Genomic DNA, 20,108 nt, shown 5'->3' on the forward strand with positions numbered 1-20,108 from the left:
TCCCGCCGCGAAATCGCAATCGCAACGGCATGATCTGTGTTACCCGCGACACTTGCGGTTTCGCCGTAGTTTAAATCTGAGTCCCTTCCCGCGTGGGAACGTGGGAACGAGGTCAGCGAGACTTAACCACCCCTTGAAAGACACATGCCAGAACAACAAGCCACAGACGCGCTCCAACACGTGCATTCGCGCGTGCGAGACTTGCTTAGCGATGCAGCCATCGCCGAAAGCGCACCTAACCGCCGCGTCAAACAGGCAGTTTTTCTCGCCCGAGAGCTGCAACGTCGTGCCTCCGAGCTGCAAACGCCGGCAGAGAAGCATCAGCAGCACGAGCTAGACGAGATGATCCAGTCGCCTGCAGACAAACAGACGTTGATGCAGATGACCGATCAGGCATTTCGCTCGCACTCATCGAGCCGCTCGGCTAATCAATTGGTGAACATTCTCGACGTGCAGGGCATTCCGCGGTTTTTTGGCGTGTTCGACAAGGCGATGCTCAAAGGCTTTCAAAACTTTGGCAGCTACCTGCCTGGCGTGGCGATGCCGTTGGTGAAAGAGAAAATGCAGCACGAGACGGCCAACGTGGTACTGCCCGCCGAAGAGCAACTACTCAAAAAGCATTTGATCGAACGCCATAAGGAAGGTTTGCGGATGAACGTGAACGTGCTGGGCGAGGCGCTACTCGGCGAGAAAGAAGCCCAGCGACGTTTGCAAAGTTACCTGCGGGCGCTAAGCCGGCCAGAAGTGGAAGTCATCTCGGTAAAAATTTCCACGATCTACTCGCAGATTTCGCCCATTGCCCGCGAGCGCACCATCTCGGTGATTTGCGACCGGATGGAACTGCTCTACCGGGCTGCGGTCAGGCACAAATTCACTTTACCCGACGGTAGCGAATCGACGAAGTTCGTTTACTTAGACATGGAGGAGTATCGCGACAAGCAAATCACCGCCGAGGTTTTCATGCGCACGCTTGATCGGCCGGGGGTGGAAAACGTCCGCGCGGGCATCGCCCTGCAAGCGTACCTCCCTGATTCGTTTGCCACACAAAAGTGCATCACGGAGTGGGCACGCCAGCGCGTTGCCGCCGGCAAGTCGCCCGTGACGATTCGTTTGGTGAAAGGCGCGAACATGGAAATGGAACGCGTGGAAGCAAGCCTGTTCGGCTGGCCGGTCGCCCCCTTCACGAACAAGATCGAGACTGACGCGAACTATCTCAAGATGCTGCAGTATGGGTTCCAGCCGGAGAATATCGCTGCGGTGCGCATCGGAGTCGCGTCGCACAATCTCTTCTCGCTGGCCTACGGGCTGGTACTTGCATTCGAGGCAGAAGCTCTTGACCTCGTGCAGTTCGAAATGCTCGAGGGGATGGCCAACCACCAGCGACGGGCAATGTTCGAGCTTTCCAAGAACATGTTGCTTTACGCGCCGGCTTGCACGCAAGAAGACTTTGTACACGCGATTGGCTATCTGGTGCGCCGTCTGGACGAGAACACAGGAGAAGAAAACTTCCTGCGCCACGCATTTAGTTTGAAAGTCGGCGATGACGAGTGGGAAATGCTCGAGGAAGGTTTTTTGCAGGCGTTTAGGCAAATCGATTCGGTGAGCGAGGAGCCCAATCGCACGCAAGACCGCAATGATACCGAAGCAGAACCAGCGCTGATCCGTTCGCTACGAGGAAGTGATACCTTCAACAATGTCCCCGACACCGATTGGTCGTTGCCGCAGAATGGTGAGTGGGCCCAGGGAATCGCCGAGCGCTGGCTATCGAGACACAGCGATGGGCCAGAGCATCACCGCGCTGCAGACGTGCCGCTGGTGGTCGCGGGCAAGGAGATCTTCGACGATCGCAAAGTCAACGACACGGTCGACCCTTCGCGTCCCGATAAGGTGGTCGCCCGCTACCGTGAGGGTACCAACGAAGATATCACAGACGCGGTGGCCTGCGCCGTAGACGATCCTACTGGCTGGCGACAACTGCCGGTTGCCCAGCGACGGGAAATCCTCGAGCGCGTCGCCGAGGAAATCGCCCGCCGCCGTGGCGATCTGATGGGTGCGATGCTTGCCGAGGGGGGCAAAACCCTCGCTGAGAGCGACCCGGAAGTCTCCGAAGCGATCGACTTCTGCCGTTACTATGGTCAATCGGCCATGGATTTTCACAAGCTGGAGGGCCTTACACCCAGCGGCAAAGGCGTGGTTGCCGTGGTATCGCCCTGGAACTTCCCGCTGGCGATTCCTTGCGGAGGCGTCGCCGCGGCGCTGGCGGCCGGTAACACCACGATCATCAAACCCGCTTCCGACACCGCCATGATTGCCTATCGTGTTTGCGAGTGCTTCTGGGAGGCAGGTGTGCCTAAAGAAGCATTGCAGTTCCTCACGGGGCGTGGCGGCACCGTCGGGCACCAACTGGTCACGCACGAGACGATCGATGCCGTGATCCTCACCGGCGGCACTTCAACCGCTGAAAAAATGCTCGCCGCCAAACCGGCGATGAACTTGCTAGCCGAAACCGGCGGCAAGAATGCCACGATTGTCACCGCCTTGGCCGATCGCGATTTAGCGATCAAGAACGTGCTGCACTCCGCCTTCAGCCACGGCGGGCAAAAATGTTCCGCCACGTCGTTGTTGCTTTTGGAGGAGGAAGTCTACAACGATCAGAAATTTAGAGACATGCTTTGCGACGCGGTCGAGAGCCTGCGGGTCGGCTCGGCCTGGAACCTCTCCACAAAAATCGGCCCGTTGATTCGCCCCCCCAGCGGAGATTTGGAACAGGGCTTGAAAGACCTCGAAGACGACGAAACCTGGGCCGTCATGCCGCGCCTGCACGTGGACGACAACCCCAACCTTGTCGCACCCGGCGTGAAGTGGGGCGTCACTCCCGGAAGCTATACCCACAACACCGAACTGTTCGGCCCTGTGTTGGGTGTGATGTGCGTGAAGGATCTCGAACATGCGATCGAGCTGGTCAACGCGACGGGTTATGGGCTGACTTCAGGACTAGAGAGTCTCGATCATCGTGAACACGAGATCTGGAAGCGTGGCTTACTGGCGGGGAATCTCTACGTCAATCGCTCTACGACCGGCGCGATTGTGCTCCGCCAACCGTTTGGTGGCATGGGCAAAAGCGCCGTCGGCCCCGGCGTAAAAGCTGGTGGCCCCAACTACGTCGCAACGCTGATGAATTTTGCAACCAAGGCGGAAGGTGGAGAGGGGACGAAGAACTCACCAGCGGAAAATAGCCGCGAGCTAACAGCTCACCGGAGCCCCGACACAGAATCAATAACTACCGAACCAACTCAGCCCCAGTGGGAAGCCTACCAACAACTCTGCACGGCAATCAACGATCCCACTCTCACCGCAACTCTCGCTAGCTACGAACAGTGGGCCGAGGAGGAATTCCTCAGCACACACGACCACTTCCAGCTCCTCGGCGAAGACAACATCCGCCGCTATCTTCCTGTTGAACAACTCCGCATCCGCGTCCACAGCGAAGACACCCCCTGGCAAGTCTACGCCCGTGTCGCCGGCGCTCGCGCAGCCGGTTGTGAGACGACCGTCAGCGTGCCGTCAGATTTGACAGGCGAGGCGATGAGTGCTGTGTCTCGCCTGAAAGAAATCGTTAGTGCTTGGTCACCGCAGGTGGAATTCCTCGTAGAGTCCGATAAGGAATTGGCGCAAAGGACGGCACAGCGAGAAGTCGGTCGGCTACGCTATGCCGACCCGACGCGGGTGCCCGCTGCAGTCCGGAAGGCCGCGGCCGATGCGCTACTTTACGTTGCCGACACTCCGGTAAGCGAGCACGGCCGAATAGAACTGCTGTGGTACTTCCGCGAGCAATCGATCTCGCACGTGTATCATCGTTATGGGAACCTGGGCCTGCGGAGCGGAGAGCTCAAGAGTTAGCCGCCATTGTCCCGATGCCGAGACAACGACGGCTATATTCTCTACTTCTTCCGCTTCTTCTTGCGGCTTTTTTGCGCCCAGACTTTAGCAAACGCCGGGTCGAGCCTCGCGAGCCGCTGGCGGCGCACGTCGATTTGTCGCACCTTCCCCTTCTTGGGCTTCACTAACACGAACGGCAGGCACACAGCACGCACGTGGAGTGGCTCGCAATCGCCGTAGGGAGTGATCGCCAAGCGCACAATCTCTTCTCGCTCGGTGGCCTCAACGCCACACTCCCACATGATTAGCGGCAGCTCGCACACTTCGTAGAGCACGCCCACCCAATCGTTTACGCGCACCTCTTCTGGCGCAAGCGACCTAGCAAGAGTCGTGCAAGCTGTGTCGGTCTCGCAATCGGTAGTGGTAGAAGAACCCATGCGGAGGTGGACAACGCTACCCTAGGGAAGGTTCGCAACTGCCGCTTGCGGCTTAGCCGACCCCGTCAACGTTGATCCAATCCGGAGGAGCGCGCCCTTTTGAAGAGCCGCATAGCGAGGCAATGGCAGACTCTACAACCCAATAACGCACTCCACAGTGCAGTCGATTTACAGAACGCAGGGTCGGTCATCGCACGGGCGCCGTACTTTTACTTGCCCATTGTAGTGGAGATTCTGGCTCGAATAGGGGCTCGCTCTAATCACCGAATCACCCATCAAAAAACCTCTTGTTTTCAAGCCTCAATCACGCCGCCTAGCCTGTTGTGAGGGAGCCCCTTCCACTGGTATATTAAAGGGCTCACAAACCCATTTCGCCGCGGGCCTTGGCCCGTGCTGGCGACCGCGCCAAATAGCGAAATTAGCACTATTGATCTACGTTTTTTAACGTACGAAGGACATCACACGTGGCGGATGACGATATCAACGAGGGCCCAGCAGGCTCCGAAGAAGGCTCTCAGGAAGAGGCCAGCACACCCGTGAGTCCTACCGATCACACGGCCAACCTCAATCCCGATGGCACTCCCGGCAACGATGCCCAGGGGAACCCCATCGTTCCCAACTTCGATCCCGCCACGGCCATCGCTGCGCGGCTGATCGATTTGCCGATCGAGGACGAGCTCAAGGATAGCTACCTCACCTACGCGATGAGCGTCATCGTCAGCCGCGCGCTGCCCGATGTGCGCGACGGGTTGAAGCCTTCGCAGCGGCGCATTTTGGTCGCCATGAACGACCTGAACCTGTCGCCGGGTGCCGGGCGCGTGAAATGCGCGAAGATTTCCGGTGACACCAGTGGTAACTATCACCCGCACGGTGAAAGCGTTATCTACCCTACGCTGGTGCGGATGGCCCAAGAATGGAACTTGCGGCACACCTTGGTCGACAAGCAGGGCAACTTCGGCTCAATCGCCGGCCTGCCCCCCGCGGCCATGCGATATACCGAAGCGCGTCTCTCGTCGATCGCTTGGATGATGCTCGACGACTTGAAGCTCGATACAGTCGACTTCGTGCCTACCTACGACGAACGGCACATGGAGCCGACCGTCTTGCCGTCCAAGTTCCCCAACCTGCTGGTGAACGGTTCGGGCGGTATCGCCGTAGGCATGGCCACCAGCATTCCGCCTCATAACTTGGGCGAGGTTTGCCGCGGTGTGATCGCCGTGATGGACAATCCGGAAATCAATGTCATCGAATTGATGGACATCATCCCCGGACCCGATTTCCCGACTGGCGGCACCATCTGCGGTCGTAGCGGCATCCTCAAGGGCTACCAAACCGGTCGTAGCACCGTCACGGTACGCGCTCGTACGAGCACTGAAGAGAAGGGTAAGAAAACGCGAATCATCGTTCACGAGATTCCTTATCAAACCTCGCGCGACTCGGTCATGCTGAAAGTCGCCGCGCTGGCGAACGAGGGGCGCATCGTCGGTATCTCGGACGTGCGCGACGAGAGCGATCTCAAAGAGCCCGTGCGCATCGTGATCGAATTGAAACGTGATGCCGACCCAGACGTCGTGCTCAACCAGCTTTACAAGTTCTCGCCACTGCAAGACACGTTCTCACTCATCTTGATCGCGCTGGTTGATGGTAAGCCGCGCATGCTCACGCTCAAGGAGATGCTCGAAGAGTTCCTCCGCCATCGCGTGACGGTCATCCGACGTCGTACACAGTTCTTGCTCGCTCGCGCACGCAAACGCAAGCACACCGTGCAAGGCCTACTGCTCGCCCACGCCAATATCGACGAAGTGATTCGCGTTATCCGTGCGTCGAAAACGCAGCCCGAAGCGAAGCAGGCGTTGATGCAAATCAAAACGCCCGGCGCGCTGTTAAAACGAGCCCTTGGCGACCAGGGGTACGAGCAGTTCCAAGACGAGCGGGGCGTTGCCGAGGAGTACTCACTCACCCCCGTGCAAGCCGACGCGATCCTACGCATGACGCTTGGCCAACTGGTCAATCTTGAGCAAGAAAAGCTAAGCGACGAGCACGCCAAGCTACTCATCGAGATCGCCGACTACATCGACATCCTTGGCGACCCGCAGCGCATTTTCACGATGATTCGCGAAGATTGCCAAATGCTGATCGACAAGCATGCCGACGAGCGCCGCACAGAGATCAGCCACGAAGAGATTGGCGACGTGAACATGGAGGATCTGATCGAGGAAGAGACGATGGTCGTCTCGATCAGCCACCAGGGCTACATCAAGCGCACCCCGGCCAGCGTCTACTCAGCTCAGAAGCGTGGCGGCAAAGGGATCAAGGGCGCGAAGGTCGAAGAGGACGATCCGGTCGAGCACCTGTTCGTTACCAGCACACACCACTACCTCTTGTTCTTCACGAACCTTGGCAAAGTGTATTGGCAAAAGGTCTACAACCTGCCGCAACTTTCACGCGACAGCAAAGGACGCGCGATCGTCAATCTCTTGAACCTTGCTGAGAACGAAAAAATTGCTGACTGCCGCGCAATTCGCGATTTTGAGCAACCGGACCATCACCTGCTGATGGCTACACGCAACGGTTTAGTGAAGAAAACCGACCTCAAGGCTTACAGCCGACCCAAGAAAACCGGCATCATTGCCATCAAGCTCAAAGAAGGCGATGAACTCATGGACGTAGTCGTTACCGGCCCCGGCGACGAAGTGATCCTCTCCACTGCCGACGGCATGGCGATCCGTTTTCGCGCAAGCGACGCCCGTTCGATGGGCCGGAACTCCAGCGGCGTCAAAGGCATCAACCTCAGCAAGGGGGATACCCTCGCCGGCATGGTGGTGGCCGACCCCGAAGCGACGTTGCTAACCGCCACCGAAAAAGGCTTCGGCAAACGCACCTACTTCGGCCCTAACGCCGAGGGCGAAGATGAGCGCAAAGACACTAGCGACGAAATCTCTAGCGGCAACAGCTACCGCACCCAAAACCGCGGTGGCAAGGGGCTACGCGACATCAAAACCACCGACCGCAACGGCTCGGTCGTCGGCATCTGCCGCGTCGATGAAACTGATGAGCTACTGATGATGACCGCTCGCGGAAAAATCCAGCGCGTGAAAGTCAGCGACTTCAACGTCATCGGCCGCAACACCCAAGGCGTCAACCTGATGACCCTCGGCGATGACGATTCCCTCGCCGCCATTGTTCGCGTGCCGAAGGAAGAAGCCAACGACGAGGAGATCGGCGAGATCATCGAAGGTGAAGCATCAGGCGCAACCGAAGAATCATCTGACGGTAGCGGTGAGGAAGAGTAGCTCCGGCCTGCGGAAAAGTAGCTCGGCCTTCCAGGCTGAGTTGGTTCAAACGTGAAATTTCCTACCCGCGTCGCCCAATGTGCGGGGTTCTCGTTCTCAACTCCACGATACTCAGGCAGGATGCCCGAGCTACTTTCAAGAGCTACTGCTACAATGACTGCATGAAACGCAAACTCGCTTACGTCGCCGTCATTCTGTTGCTCTTGTTTGGCTTCTTCCTCTACCAACTCTTCGGCCCGCATACCAAAGTGCAACTCGGTAAGAGCACCACGTTCATCACCGAGCCACTCGCTGACGATGGCCTTCCAAATTATATCCTGGCGATCACCAACAAGCAGTGGGAAGGAGTCACCCCAGAAAACAACGGGGCACTGCCGTTCTGCCGGGCGATGGGGCCGTTGGAAGGCATGCCGCTGGCCGAATTCGCGCTGCTGTGCAACGCCATTGGGCTGGAAGATGTTAATCTAGAAGCATGCCTCCGGATGCCTGATGAGGATGCGGCTATCAAAGAATCTCTCGGCGCGGAGCTCTCCAAAAACAAAAGCAGCAAGCATTGGAGAAAAATAGAAAGCTACGGCTTTGGCGATGCATACGGAGGTGGTGAGTACGGAGGTGGCGAGCTTGAGGGAAACGATACTGCCAACAATGAAGATAGCGAATCAGCGGAGCAAGAGTTCCAAACGGATTTGGCCGTTGGAGAGTTTCTCAACCTCACAAGAGCCTACCCCTGGGCGCGCAGCGACAGCCCTGTGCTAGCCCAATGGGTGGATGACAATCAGCAGCCGCTGGATTGGCTGGTCGAAGCCGCCGAGCGACCAGAATTCTTCTGCCCCTCGATGACGGCGCTGAAAGAGCCTGAAGCAGAGATGATTCAGCTTCTGCTCTCCTACGCGCAGACGAGTCGCTCAGCAGCACGCGCTCTCGCCACCCGGGCACAGCTGCGGATTGGCGAGGGTCAGCTTGATGATGCCTGGCGTGATACTCACGCCTTATTTCACTTCGGTCAGCATGTGGCTGGGGGAACTTATCTGGTGGAGCAAGTAGTCGCTCTCGCCATTCATGGCACGGCTCTTCCTGCCCACGCAGCCTTGCTCAATCATCCGAAACAGGAAGCCGATCTTGCCCGAAAAATCTTGGCCGACCTTTCTGCGCTCCCATCCCGTGTGGGCATGGCCGATGCGCTCAACTATGGTGAGCGGCTCATGTTCATCGACATCGCTCTACGTACGGCAACTAATCGACTCGGTGGTACTGTAGGCGTGGACGGCATGGAAGACATTGACAGGATCACCTCCAAAGCAAAGTTGGATACGAATCTGCTACTTGAAGTGGGCAATCGCTGGTACGACCGACTTGCCGAGGCGGCTCGCTTAGAAAATCGCACTGCGCGATCCGCAGCTATCGAGAGAATCGATATCGAGCTGCTAGACACACTCCAGAGTAGGCCAGCAAAAATCCTAGGGGCGGTTCTAAGCCGCAGTGCGCGTTCTCGCCTCGTTGGCGAAATAGTTCTCAGCTTTATGCTGCCCGCTACGAACGCAGCTATGAATGCCGAAGACCGTGGCCAAATGCAGCTCGACTTGGCGCGTGTAGCTACAGCACTAGCGATCCACCGTTTGGAACAGGGCGAGTATCCTGAGCGCCTTGCTGATTTGACGCCTGACATTCTTGAAGTCATCCCGCCAGACCTTTTCGCTGGCAAGCCACTAAAGTACGAGCGCCGTGACGAAGGTTATCTGCTCTACAGCGTAGGCCGCAACGAAACAGACGATGGTGGCACGCATCTGGAGAACGTGATGGACGAAGAACCCTGGCGGCTTATCAACGGCGAGTGGGCCAACGCAGAGCAAGCCGGAGAGTTTGCTGCCGAGCAGTGGGAAAAGCTCGATGGTACTCACGAGGAAAGTGACGACATGATCATCCGCCTGCCGTTGCCAGAAATAGAATGGAAGAACTAAAAATACAAGCACGCAGCGCAAGCAAGTGGATTTCTCACCCCACTATATCTTGAAACCTTGTTCATCCTGAAACCTCGTTCCCACGCTCCCGCGTGAGAACGGAAGTCTTGACCGCTCCTGCGGTCATTCGGGTAGTGCTCTTCTCTGCGGCGCTGCTATCGCCGCAAGAGCGGCTAGAAATTGCGTTCCCACGCAGGAGCGTGGGAACGAGTGGCGTCTAGTGGTCCGCATCGCGGACCCTGCACGGTAGCCATTTTCTGGCTAGTTCGGTAGCTTGGGGGATTCCTTAGCGCCATCGGGACGATGGCGGCTAACGAGACTTCCGCTTTCCACTATCCCACTTCCCCTCTACCATGCCAGACCCCTACTTCCAACAGCTATTCGCCGACCGCATTGGCGGTGCCAACTACGGCAAAGACGATTCCGTCTACAAGTTCGAAAAGATCAAGCGCGCCAAACGCAAGGCGCTGGCCGATTTCCCTGATCGCCAACTCCTTGACTTCGGCATTGGCGAAAACGACGACATGGCCGATGAAAACGTACGCCGCGTCATGGCCGAGGAGATCAACAAGCCAGAGAATCGTGGCTATGCGGACAACGGCACCCCTGCGTTCAAGGAAGCCGTCGCGCGAATGATGCAGCGCACTTACGGTGTGGAGCTCGACCCGGCGACGGAAATCTGCCCGGCAATTGGCTCGAAGCCGGTCTACGCCATGCTGCCCGGCGTGTTCATCAACCCGGGCGACATCACACTGATGACCGTGCCCGGCTACCCCGTGGTTGGCACGCATACCAACTTTTATGGTGGTAGCGTTTACAAATTGCCGCTGCTCGCCGAGAACGACTTCCTCCCCGACCTCGATGGCATCCCCGCCGACGTATGCGAGCAAGCGAAGTTACTCGTGCTCTGTTTCCCCAACAGCCCGACAGGCAAGACCGCCACGCGCGAGTTCTACGAGAAGGCAATTCAGTTCGCCAAAGAACACAACATCGTGATCGTGCAAGACGCAGCCCATGCCCTGCTCTCTTTCGACCAAGAGCCCAATAGCTTCCTCGCGGTGCCCGGTGCGAAGGATGTGGGCGTCGAAGTTCACTCCATGAGCAAAGGCTACGATATGATCGGCTGGCGCATGGGGTGGGTGTGCGGGCATGAACGCATCGTCAGCGCGTTTGGCTACGTGAAAGACAACAGCGACTCCGGACAATTCCTGGCCATCCAAAAGGCGTGCATTGCCGCGCTCGATGACGATAGCATCCCGCAGCGCATTCGCGCCAAATATCGCCGCCGCATGGAGAAGCTCGTTGCCACACTCACGCGTTGCGGGTTCCAATGCGAAATGCCCGGCGGCACTTACTTTCTTTACACACCTACCCCGAAAGCTTTGGAAGGCCCCGGCGTGAAGTTCGCTAATGCGGAAGAGGCGAGCCAGTTTCTCATCAAAGAGCAATCGATCTGCACCGTGCCTTGGGACGATGCCGGCTCGTTCCTAAGATTTAGCGTGACCTACGTGGCTGAAGACGAGGCCGCGGAAGACGCTCTCATGGCTGAGACGGAAGCCCGGCTGAAGAGCCTGCAGCCGGTGTTTTAGCCTAGGTGCCTCAGTTAAAACGTTGCAATGCATTTAGCTTCGACGCGACGGATAGAATTCACGACCTAGTGCGGCATGAACAACTGCCCATGAAAAGCCCTGCCAGTATCAACACAGCGGCAGCAGGCTCTGGGACCGTGGAAGGGTCGATGCCGCCAAAAAGATGGATTCCGCTCGGCCCATGCAGTGTCATATAGACTCGATTCTCAATCGAGTAGAGATCCGAAATGCCGAGGTAATCGAGTGTGGCAAGTTCAGGGAACAACTTCTCAAGATTCACGGCAGCGTAGGGATCCTGCGGAACTATTCCAGGGAAGTAGCCATAGCGTTCATCGGTCACTCGAGCAGGATAAGTGCTTTCGTGAGCAATTACGAAGTCACCGTGAGACACTAATGCGCCTTCATAGATGTTGAGGGGATTCCCATCTGAGTCTCTAAAAAACTCATGCGCAGCCTCTCCTAGCACGAAAAAAGCCGAATACGCATCGGCGTAGTTTAGGCCCCTACCGTCGGACCGTTCCGCAATGGAACCAACTCCCGTACCAATGCTGCCATAGCTAAAGGATCCTTCTGGATTCCAGATAGCTGAGACCAGGCCAATCGAACCCGGCTCGTGAACTTCACCGCCAACAAACCCGCCTGTAGACACTTCACTAGCATACTGACAGCAGCTGCGCATCCCTGTGGGTGTTGGCTCTGGTTCTGCTAAGCGTACCACTGATCCGTCAGGCGAGTAGCGAAACACATAGGCTCCGCCATTTTCCGAATCGACATAGACATTCCCCACCGCACGTAGATTCTCATCAATGCCAACGAGGTAGCCTGCATCGGGCCAGCTCACGATTTCTGGACTCGGGCTATTGATTTGAAATAGTGCACCAGTCGGTGCGGATGTCACAGGATCAACAAAGTTACCCGCGAGATACAACTGATTGTCAAAAGCTTTAATCACGGGAGTGATACTCGTGGCTGCGCCTAGCTCACTATGGATGATAGGTGTCAGCATGCTCTCTCCAGAACGATTAACATGCCAGAGGCCATTCCGTGTACTGATATATGCCGTGTCGTCAATGACGGAAAGCTTGGCGTAGCCAAACTCAGGTGCTGTCGAATCAACTAGAGTTAGCCCCAGAGGAGGCAGCGCTTCAGCTTGGCGCATTCCACATAAGAGGAATAGTGCGCATAGGGTAAGAACACTCTGCAAAGGTGACGAGTACAGATCGGAATGACGCATAAAATTTTCGGTCTAAAAGGGCTTCATGGCAGGCAGAATACTCAATCCCTACAGGTTAGATTCTACCAGATCGCTTTTGACGCTGCGAACCTTCCGCAAGGCGGCACGTACTTTCTCTACACCCCCTCGCCCAAGGGCCTGGAGGGTCCCGGCGTGCAGTTTGCCAATGCGGAAGAGGCAAGCCAGTTTCTCATCAAAGAGCAATCCATCTGCACGGTGCCCTGGGACGATGCCGGCTCGTTCCTGCGGTTTAGCGTCACCTACGTCGCAGAGGACGAAGCCGCCGAGGACGCACTGATGGCCGAGACGGAAGCTAGACTGAAAAGCCTCCAGCCAGTGTTCTGAGATAGGTAGGCAGTGGGCAGTAGACAGTGGACAGGCTAGCCAGCGAGCCCTTAGTGACTAGAGTTGGCTCGCGCGAGGATTTGGGAAATTATCCGCCTCCCCCCAATATCCTTTGTAGCCTGTCGAATACCCTCACGCTGCCCTGGGTTTTCAGCGGTTACACCCCTACAATAGCTCTCACGAATACTTCCCGCCTTTAAGCTCCCTGTTATCTGTAAGCCCACGTTTATGGCCAAAGTCATTTTGCCCGCCGGTTACAACGAGCCCGCCACCGAAGCGGCCGTGGAAATCGATCTCAAAAGCCCCGGCACCGCGGCCCTGCTCGCGTGGCTAGTGCCCGGCTTGGGCCACATCTATCAAGGACGCACCGGCAAGGGCATCCTATTTTTTGTGTGTGTGCTGGGCACATTCGCGTACGGCATGATCTTAGGCCAAGGCAAAGTTGTGTACGCCGCCTCGCCCAGTCCGCTGCCCATCCCCGGCCCGTTCTATCAGCGTTGGCAATACGTTTGCCAAGTAGGCGTCGGACTAGCAGCCATGCCGGCCTATTTGCAAACCGTCCGCGATCCCACAGGCGAAAGCCAAGCCTCCAGCGACGAGCAAGGGGGCTTCATGGCCCCGCCCCGCCAGCGACCGTTCCGCTACACGGACGATTCCAACAACGAAACGATCCAGCCAACTGAGCAAGCCCTATGGGCGGCGCGCAACCATCCTAATTTCGAGGTGGGCACGGTCTACACCGTGATCGCCGGCCTGTTGAACTTGCTAGTTATCTGCGACGCCTACGCCGGCCCGCTAGTCATTGCCCCGGCAAAGGAAGAACCAGAAAGCGACGACGAGAAAAGTTAGTAGTTTCCTGCCTAGAACTGTAGAGAATGCCCTCTGGGGCGTTCCGTGAACACGATGCTATCCTCAATACTACTATCGGCTGTGACATTCCCCTTGGCCGTCATGAATCTCTGGCATGCCGTGCCACTGGTCGTGAGCGTAAGCCTCGTGTGGTCTGCCACGCGTCACGAATTGCTCCAGCCGATCCTGCACCACGCGGTGCGATTCGCCCTCTGGGTCCTCGGCTTCATGGGCATCTTCATGGTGCTACTAGGGATCATGCAGTACTTCGCCGGCTAATTTTTGCATCCAAACCGGCCACTTGCGGCTTAGCCGCACCGCAGGAATGTGCTACGATACTAGGCAGTTGGAATACAGAAACACCCCGCGCTTGTAGCTCAATTGGATAGAGCACTGGTCTTCGAAACCAGGGGTTGTAGGTTCGAGTCCTACCAGGCGCGCTTGACTTGAGTTTCTTCGAGCACCAGGTTTCCGTTGGCGGGGGTTCACTTGCCTGCCGATGTTCGGAGTCGCTCGGGGATCGCGCGTTGCCACGCTGTTCCCCAACGAGGCGTCCCTAGTGAGACCTGCCTCAGCTGTGCTCGCCGACACTGACGAAGAATGGCATTCAGGAAAAGTTTACCTGAACATGGAAATTAACTCGTATATTGCAAAGCAATTTACAGAACTACGGTTGTTCTATCGATGTCGAACCAACTGACAGTACTCATTCCTTGCAAGGATGAAAGTCTTAACATACTGCCATGTATTGAATCTGCTCAATCCATTGCCGATGAGATCTTGGTGGCCGATTCGGGGTCGACCGACGGCACACTGGAGATGGTTAGCGAACGAGGCGGTTGCCGCGTGATCGAGCGCGAGTATGTAAACTCAGCTGACTTCAAGAATTGGGCAATCCCACAGGCGAGTCATCCGTGGGTATTGATTCTGGACGCCGACGAACGCATTACCAAGCACCTAGCTGCGGAGATTCGGCAGACGCTAGCCAATCCTGATAAGAACATCGATGGCTATTGGATTGGCAGACAAAATCACTTCATAGGTCACCGCATCAAGCATTGCGGGTGGAACCGGGACGGCGTGATCCGACTCTTCAGACGCGATGATGTGCGTTACCAGGAGCGTTGGGTGCATGCCAAAATGGAGATCGCACCGGAGAGAGTGGCTCGGCTCAAAGAGACCATGCTGCACTACACCACTTGGTCGACTGATGACTACTGCGAGAAGCTGAATCGCTACGCCAATTGGAGCGTGACAAATTACGTCGCCGAGGGGCGACAGCCGAGTGCCGTGGCCATTTTCCTGTCCGCACCCCTGCGATTCCTGCAACTCTATTTGTTTCGAGGTGGATTTCTCGACGGCATACCGGGCTTTCAGGTGTGTATGTACTCGGCGTTCTACTCATTTATGAAACAGGCCAAGCTGTGGGAAGTGAGCCACGGCCGATTGGAATCGGGTGCTGAGCCTCGCCAGGCAGTTTACTCAGCAGAGTAAGTGGCGGACCGCTGGAGTAGAGCGTAGCGCGTAAGTTGAGAGGTCCAACCTAGTCAGGCTGCTCGCCGCGGTGCTTCGCGTGCTGTGATTTCTATCTCCGGCGACCGCTCCAAATAGACGAGTGTCATTTCATGTGTGTAGGTCTCTAGCATTGCCATCAGACAAGCGTGTAGACCTGCCCATCCGTCACGCCAGCCGTGGCGCAGCAGATAGGCTTCAATAAATTTACGTGACGACCGCCAAAGCAATTTGGGCCATGTAGATCGCTGCCCTCGGTGAAAATCTCGTTCGGCACGCTCGGTCGATGCTGTGACGCGTTCTTTGATATCATCCACTACACTCTCCGGTGTTCTTACGGCTAGGCGAGAGCGAAGGACACCGATTCGATGGTCAGGAGGCTGCAGTTCGGGCATGTGTTCGACAAGCTCGTAATTTCCAAGGTCGCGTCGATAGAGACGTACGGAATCGGACCGTTGAAAACCACCGTAACGCAGATGCGTACCCTGCACACATGGCGTTGTGCCGATTCTGTAACCGTCCTTCGTGGGATTGAAGAACAGCGTATCCTGTACCTGTCGGCCCAATTCAGGATTGAGGCGCTCATTGGCCATTATCTGTAAAATCCAAGGATGCTGGGCTTGTTGCCGAGCAACTTCGAGCACTTCGCAACGATCAGCAGTTGCACTGCCGAGGATGCAGCCTATTCCCTTGTTGCGGACAATGTCGTGCGTACCATCGGTCGAGCCCATGTCGACAACCAAAATTTCGTCGGCAATGTCGCATACCGAATCTACACAGCTAGCAATAGTCGGCGCATTGTTGTAGCTAGGAATCAGCACGGTGAAGAGTTGTTCACTGTTGTTCTCTTCTGGCCGAGCTTCCCCCAGATACTGCCGCGCTTCGTCAGACTGCTCAATCAGTTTGGCCGCGAAAGACTTTTTCAAAATAGCTTGTCGCACAATCTCAGCGGCTGCGGGATTGGATCGCCAGTTCCGTGGATGCAGTAGATCACTGACGTCTCTGCCCTGCCGCTGTCGAAAAGGCTTGCAGTGCTGGCGATAACGCGTGATGCTTTCCAAATCGATCAGCCAAACCTTGCCAAGCGGATCGACCAACAAGTTCTCAGCCTTCAGATCCTTGTGAGCCACTTTCAACTCATCGAGTCGCTCAAGAATATCCGCAATTTGCTCAGCAATCGATTGCAGTCTCGCGGTATCGGGACTCCCATGCCGCATCAGTCGGTACAACGTAGTTGATTCCACATAATCGGTGAGGAAATAGGATCGCTTCTTGAAAGGCCCGACTGTTGTTTCGATGCAGGCACGAGGGCGAGGAGTCGGTATGCCCAGTCTGTAAAGATACGTGCTGTTCTGCATCGAGCGGCACCCCGTTGTCTTAGAAAGGGCATTCTTGGCACGGGCGCCAAGATCATTGAGATCTTGACATTTGAAGACATAGGTATCGCCTTCGTGCTGCAATTTGACGACCGAGCAACTCAACTTAATATGCAGTGTTTCGCCTTGATCTAGAAGACCGTGTGGGTCTTGCCACAGTTTCAGCTCTAGATCTTTCGGCAGTTGGGTGTCCCAGCGCATCGCGCGTCGAATCGAACGGCGCTTTTTCACCTGAAGTTGCTGATGCTCACACGTCATTGGCTCAAGATTAGACATTCACACTCACTCATGAAGATTGACGCGAGCACTGGATGCCGAGAACCATTCTGAATTCTGCGACCCGTGTGGACGATGACGTTAAATTTTTTGGCCTAGGCAGCCGATACCAGTTGTATCGGTCGCAGGGTCGCCTGCTGCTAACGTAATTGTGCGGCAGAAACTGTTTTTGTTGTCAGTATCGTGAACGTGTCATTCAATGGTCAAAGGGGCAGCTTGGATGAAATCCGACGACCAGCCGCCAGTACCACGTCGTTGGTTCCGCCTGGGCAAATATCTGTTGCCTATCGGTGTTAAGCAAGCTACTTGGCGTCGCACGAAGTCGCCCAGCGAGCAGGTCTCAGTCGCAGATCTAGCTGCCCAGCATCCGGAGCAAGTAGCAGTTGAGACCTTTGGTTCTGAGGAATTGCTGCCCGAATATAGTTACGCATGCTTTCAAGCGGGGGTGATAACTGAGAAAGCTCTGCCAAGCAAAATGTGTCCAGCGGCATTCGTTGCACGGATTCGCGATGGGATGTCGTTCGGCCGGCATTGCTGTGCTATGGGTCCTGCCGGGAAAGCTGTGCGGGAGACAGGGTTCAATCTTGATGGCCAGGTACGCAACCAAGGTTCGTCGATGAGTTCGTTGCGACCACGACATTGGCGCCGACGACTCGAAGGCGATGTCACCTTTCGGCCCTGGCTTCCCCCCAAGCACCGAATTGATGGTCGAGTGGCACTGCTCAACACTAGGACTAGCCATAACTATTTTCATTGGCTGATCGATATCCTGCCTCGACTGATGTCGCTTAAGAAGCTAGGCGTGATGCCGGATTACTATTTGGTTGAGTCTCTTAGTGAGTCTCAAAAGAAAGCGTTCGAGTTTCTTGGAATCGATCGCGACCAATTGATCCAGCCGCATTGCCGCATGCTTATTGAAGCCGATGAATTGTTGGTGCCGTCGTTGCCCTCACCAACCTGCTTGCGAGATTTCGGCCGGTTTGCGACAGAGAAGCTAGGTGTGCAGCCACAGATCGGTTTCGGAAAGCGTATCTACATTACTCGCCGTTCGACGGGCAATCGTACCATTGCAAACGAGTCCCAATTGATCGAAATGCTCGCTGCACGGGGGTTCGAGACACATGCCATGGAAGACTATTCTCTCCAGCAGCAGGCAACCCTCATTCACCAGTCGGACGTGATTCTCGCTACACACGGTGCTGGACTAGCAAACTTAATTTTCGCCCGTTCTGGAACACGCGTCATAGAAATAGTTCCCGACGATCGGTACAACGCGACCTGTTATCCCAGGAAGAGTCGCATCCTTAGCTTCCACCATCAGCAAGTACTGGTGAAGTCTGGCAAGCCCAAACGAACACTAAATGTTTCATTGGAAGACATCAACTCTGCGTTGGTATGTGCAGAAATGGTTGTGCCCGTCCAAATGCGATCGGCGTAAATCAACTTTCTTACCAACGCAATGAGTCAAATCAAATAGGAGAAAGCTGGCATGCAGTCTGAAACACCTTGGCAAGAGAATTCTGTGTTTATCGAGATCGGTGTTCAATGCGCCGATGTCGCGCTTAGTCTGCGGCATGAAGGCTACTCGAATTATCTGGGAGTGAGTAAAAACGCTGCGCAGGTGGCCACGCTGCAATCTAAGCATCCGGAACTTGCAGAAGACTTGGTTCATACCCAGCAACGCAAGGTGGTACGCCGAAATAATGCCCAAGTCTTAATCCTATCGGGAAGCTCGGTTTTGCACCTGTGGAAGTACCGATCTGTGCGTCACGCAGATTGTGTTGCCTGGCGAGCAAGGTCTTCACCGCTGGCGCTGTTGGGCATGCTCGGCTGCCTGCTGCAGATGCTTACAAGGCGTTACTCGAAACCGGAAATCGTTTCGCTGCAAACTCCTGAAGGATCGACTTGCCGAATGTTTGTCACCCGGGTCCTGCGGCCAAAACTTCCGGGGCAAAAATCGCTGCACTTCATTCCCCACCGACTAGGGATCACGGGCCTGTTTGAGCGATTCAAAGAGCGCGAGGCCAAGTACGTCGTGCTGCGTTGGTTTGATGAGTTGCCGCAGATTAAACCCAACGAGGACGTCGATTTACTGGTGGCCGATGAATCGCTAGAGAGCGTGTTGGACATCCTTCATTCTGAGCCTGGAATCCAACCCTGCGATCTTTATAGTGAACGCGGCCTGCCACGTTCCGACTACTGTGGTACGCCCTACTATCCGAACTCGGTTGCAAAACGGATTTTGGAAAATGCCGTCCGGCACAACGACCTCTGCATGGTTCCTAGCGAGCACGATTACTTCCATAGCTTGGCCTATCACGCGGTGTACCATAAGGGATTGAAGTCGGATCTGCCCGTGAGCGGTGCAACCCAGCCGCGCAAAAGCAAGTCCGATCACGACTACGCCACGATCCTGCAGTCGATGGCAGAGAGGTTGGGCATCGATGTCGAGATCTCGCTCGAAGGCTTGCATAATTATCTGCAGCAGTCTGGTTGGGGCCCATCCGATGAAATGTTGGCTCGCTTGGCAATCGCTTGCTCGCGAAACCCTTGGCTTCAAACTTTGGCCAGTCGACTCGAAGACCACGTGCACGACCAAGGACTGGCCGTATTTGTGGTACGCCGCGAAGCTGTCGAACGGGAGCTGCTCAAACAAATTACAGACATGGTGGAGGATGGCGGATTCGAGATTTTGGCCACCAAGAAGCTTAGCGCGAAGAGGATAGAGATTGGCGCGTCCCAAACTCGGGGCGGCAACTGGAAACTCGAAGGGCATTTCGATATTTCAGGTGGACCTCCGGCTGCTGTCATCATTGCCTACGACGACAAACCGTTGCCACTCACTGCGAAGCAAAAGAAAAAATTCAAGACTCGGACCAATGCCCGGCTCTTCGTCAAGGAGCACATTCGTGACGTTCTTTGCAAGGAGTTGACCGTAGGCGAGCGCTTTAACGCATTGCACTCCAGTGACCATGCCGCCGATGCATTGCACTTGATTGAAACACTCGTTCCAGAGCTGATGGAAGAAGTGCTGGATCATCTCTCGGATTCGTCGCAAACGATTACAATTCGTGAAGAAGTACGACGAGCCGCCTAGCGTATTGAAATAGTAATTGAGATTCGGAGATTCCGACCCCCATGCTACCTCAAGACTTTTTGCAAGACGATTCTACGATCATCGAGGTTGGCGGCCGCGATACGTTCTTAGCCCCCAGAAAGTTTTTCGAACGATCAGGGAGTCTCGACTGACGCCCACCGACGCAACAGACTGCTGAGGCAGTACCCTGAATAGAAAGAGGGCACTTCACCGAATTTAGTGGATAGGACAGAGACGCGAGGGGCGGCTTGACGAGTCTGAGC

At 55.9% G+C, this 20,108-nt stretch carries 12 protein-coding genes, 1 tRNA gene and 1 pseudogene; 11 read left to right on the forward strand and 3 right to left on the reverse strand.

Features of this window, described 5'->3' with window-relative positions:
- Positions 1-144: 144 nt before the first annotated feature.
- Positions 145-3,900, forward strand: coding sequence for a bifunctional proline dehydrogenase/L-glutamate gamma-semialdehyde dehydrogenase (locus HG15A2_RS00520; RefSeq protein WP_145056788.1), 3,756 nt, complete (start codon positions 145-147; stop codon positions 3,898-3,900).
- Positions 3,901-3,941: 41 nt separating this feature from the next.
- Here the strand turns inward: HG15A2_RS00520 and HG15A2_RS00525 are convergent, their stop codons facing one another.
- The gene (locus HG15A2_RS00525) at positions 3,942-4,316 is read right to left on the reverse strand and encodes a hypothetical protein (RefSeq protein WP_145056790.1); all 375 of its coding nucleotides are present in this window, start codon (positions 4,314-4,316) and stop codon (positions 3,942-3,944) included.
- A gap of 464 nt (positions 4,317-4,780) precedes the next feature.
- Here HG15A2_RS00525 and gyrA point away from each other — a divergent pair, with 464 nt between their 5' ends.
- The 3 genes from gyrA to HG15A2_RS00540 all read left to right on the forward strand — a co-directional run bounded on the left by gyrA (position 4,781) and on the right by HG15A2_RS00540 (position 11,156).
- On the forward strand, positions 4,781-7,609 hold the full coding sequence (gene gyrA, locus HG15A2_RS00530) for a DNA gyrase subunit A (RefSeq protein WP_145056792.1): 2,829 nt from the start codon (positions 4,781-4,783) through the stop codon (positions 7,607-7,609).
- Positions 7,610-7,770: 161 nt separating this feature from the next.
- Positions 7,771-9,567 (forward strand): hypothetical protein, encoded by a 1,797-nt coding sequence (locus HG15A2_RS00535; protein WP_145056794.1) that lies wholly within the window; start codon positions 7,771-7,773, stop codon positions 9,565-9,567.
- Between the two features lie 353 nt (positions 9,568-9,920).
- Positions 9,921-11,156, forward strand: a complete 1,236-nt coding sequence (locus HG15A2_RS00540) for an LL-diaminopimelate aminotransferase (protein WP_145056796.1) — start codon at positions 9,921-9,923, stop codon at positions 11,154-11,156.
- Positions 11,157-11,214: 58 nt separating this feature from the next.
- Here HG15A2_RS00540 and HG15A2_RS00545 read toward each other — a convergent pair whose 3' ends face one another.
- Positions 11,215-12,315 (reverse strand): hypothetical protein, encoded by a 1,101-nt coding sequence (locus HG15A2_RS00545; protein ID WP_218932215.1) that lies wholly within the window; start codon positions 12,313-12,315, stop codon positions 11,215-11,217.
- 159 nt (positions 12,316-12,474) lie between these two features.
- Between HG15A2_RS00545 and HG15A2_RS00550 the strand changes: the two are divergent.
- The 5 genes and pseudogenes from HG15A2_RS00550 to HG15A2_RS00575 form a co-directional block, all read left to right on the forward strand.
- A pseudogene (locus tag HG15A2_RS00550) lies at positions 12,475-12,735 on the forward strand (LL-diaminopimelate aminotransferase); the annotation flags it as partial.
- Between the two features lie 228 nt (positions 12,736-12,963).
- Positions 12,964-13,584 (forward strand): DUF6677 family protein, encoded by a 621-nt coding sequence (locus HG15A2_RS00555; protein ID WP_145056799.1) that lies wholly within the window; start codon positions 12,964-12,966, stop codon positions 13,582-13,584.
- 54 nt (positions 13,585-13,638) lie between these two features.
- On the forward strand, positions 13,639-13,863 hold the full coding sequence (locus tag HG15A2_RS00560; RefSeq protein ID WP_145056801.1) for a hypothetical protein: 225 nt from the start codon (positions 13,639-13,641) through the stop codon (positions 13,861-13,863).
- Between the two features lie 87 nt (positions 13,864-13,950).
- Positions 13,951-14,024 (forward strand) — tRNA-Arg (locus HG15A2_RS00565).
- 244 nt (positions 14,025-14,268) lie between these two features.
- Positions 14,269-15,078, forward strand: a complete 810-nt coding sequence (locus tag HG15A2_RS00575) for a glycosyltransferase family 2 protein (RefSeq protein ID WP_145056805.1) — start codon at positions 14,269-14,271, stop codon at positions 15,076-15,078.
- 53 nt (positions 15,079-15,131) lie between these two features.
- On the opposite strand, the gene HG15A2_RS00580 is transcribed toward HG15A2_RS00575, so the two are convergent.
- Complete coding sequence (locus HG15A2_RS00580) at positions 15,132-16,748, reverse strand: lipopolysaccharide kinase InaA family protein (protein ID WP_145056807.1); 1,617 nt, start codon at positions 16,746-16,748, stop codon at positions 15,132-15,134.
- A 220-nt stretch (positions 16,749-16,968) separates the two neighbouring features.
- On the opposite strand from HG15A2_RS00580, the gene HG15A2_RS00585 reads away from it, so the two are divergent.
- Together HG15A2_RS00585 and HG15A2_RS00590 are read left to right on the forward strand one after the other, a co-directional pair.
- Positions 16,969-18,186, forward strand: coding sequence for a glycosyltransferase family 61 protein (locus HG15A2_RS00585; RefSeq protein ID WP_218932216.1), 1,218 nt, complete (start codon positions 16,969-16,971; stop codon positions 18,184-18,186).
- Positions 18,187-18,237: 51 nt separating this feature from the next.
- A complete protein-coding gene (locus tag HG15A2_RS00590) occupies positions 18,238-19,845 on the forward strand; it encodes a hypothetical protein (RefSeq protein ID WP_145056811.1) in 1,608 nt (535 codons plus the stop codon).
- Positions 19,846-20,108 lie beyond the last annotated feature (263 nt).

The sequence above is a fragment of the Adhaeretor mobilis genome (genome assembly GCF_007741515.1).
Lineage (GTDB): Bacteria > Planctomycetota > Planctomycetia > Pirellulales > Lacipirellulaceae > Adhaeretor > Adhaeretor mobilis.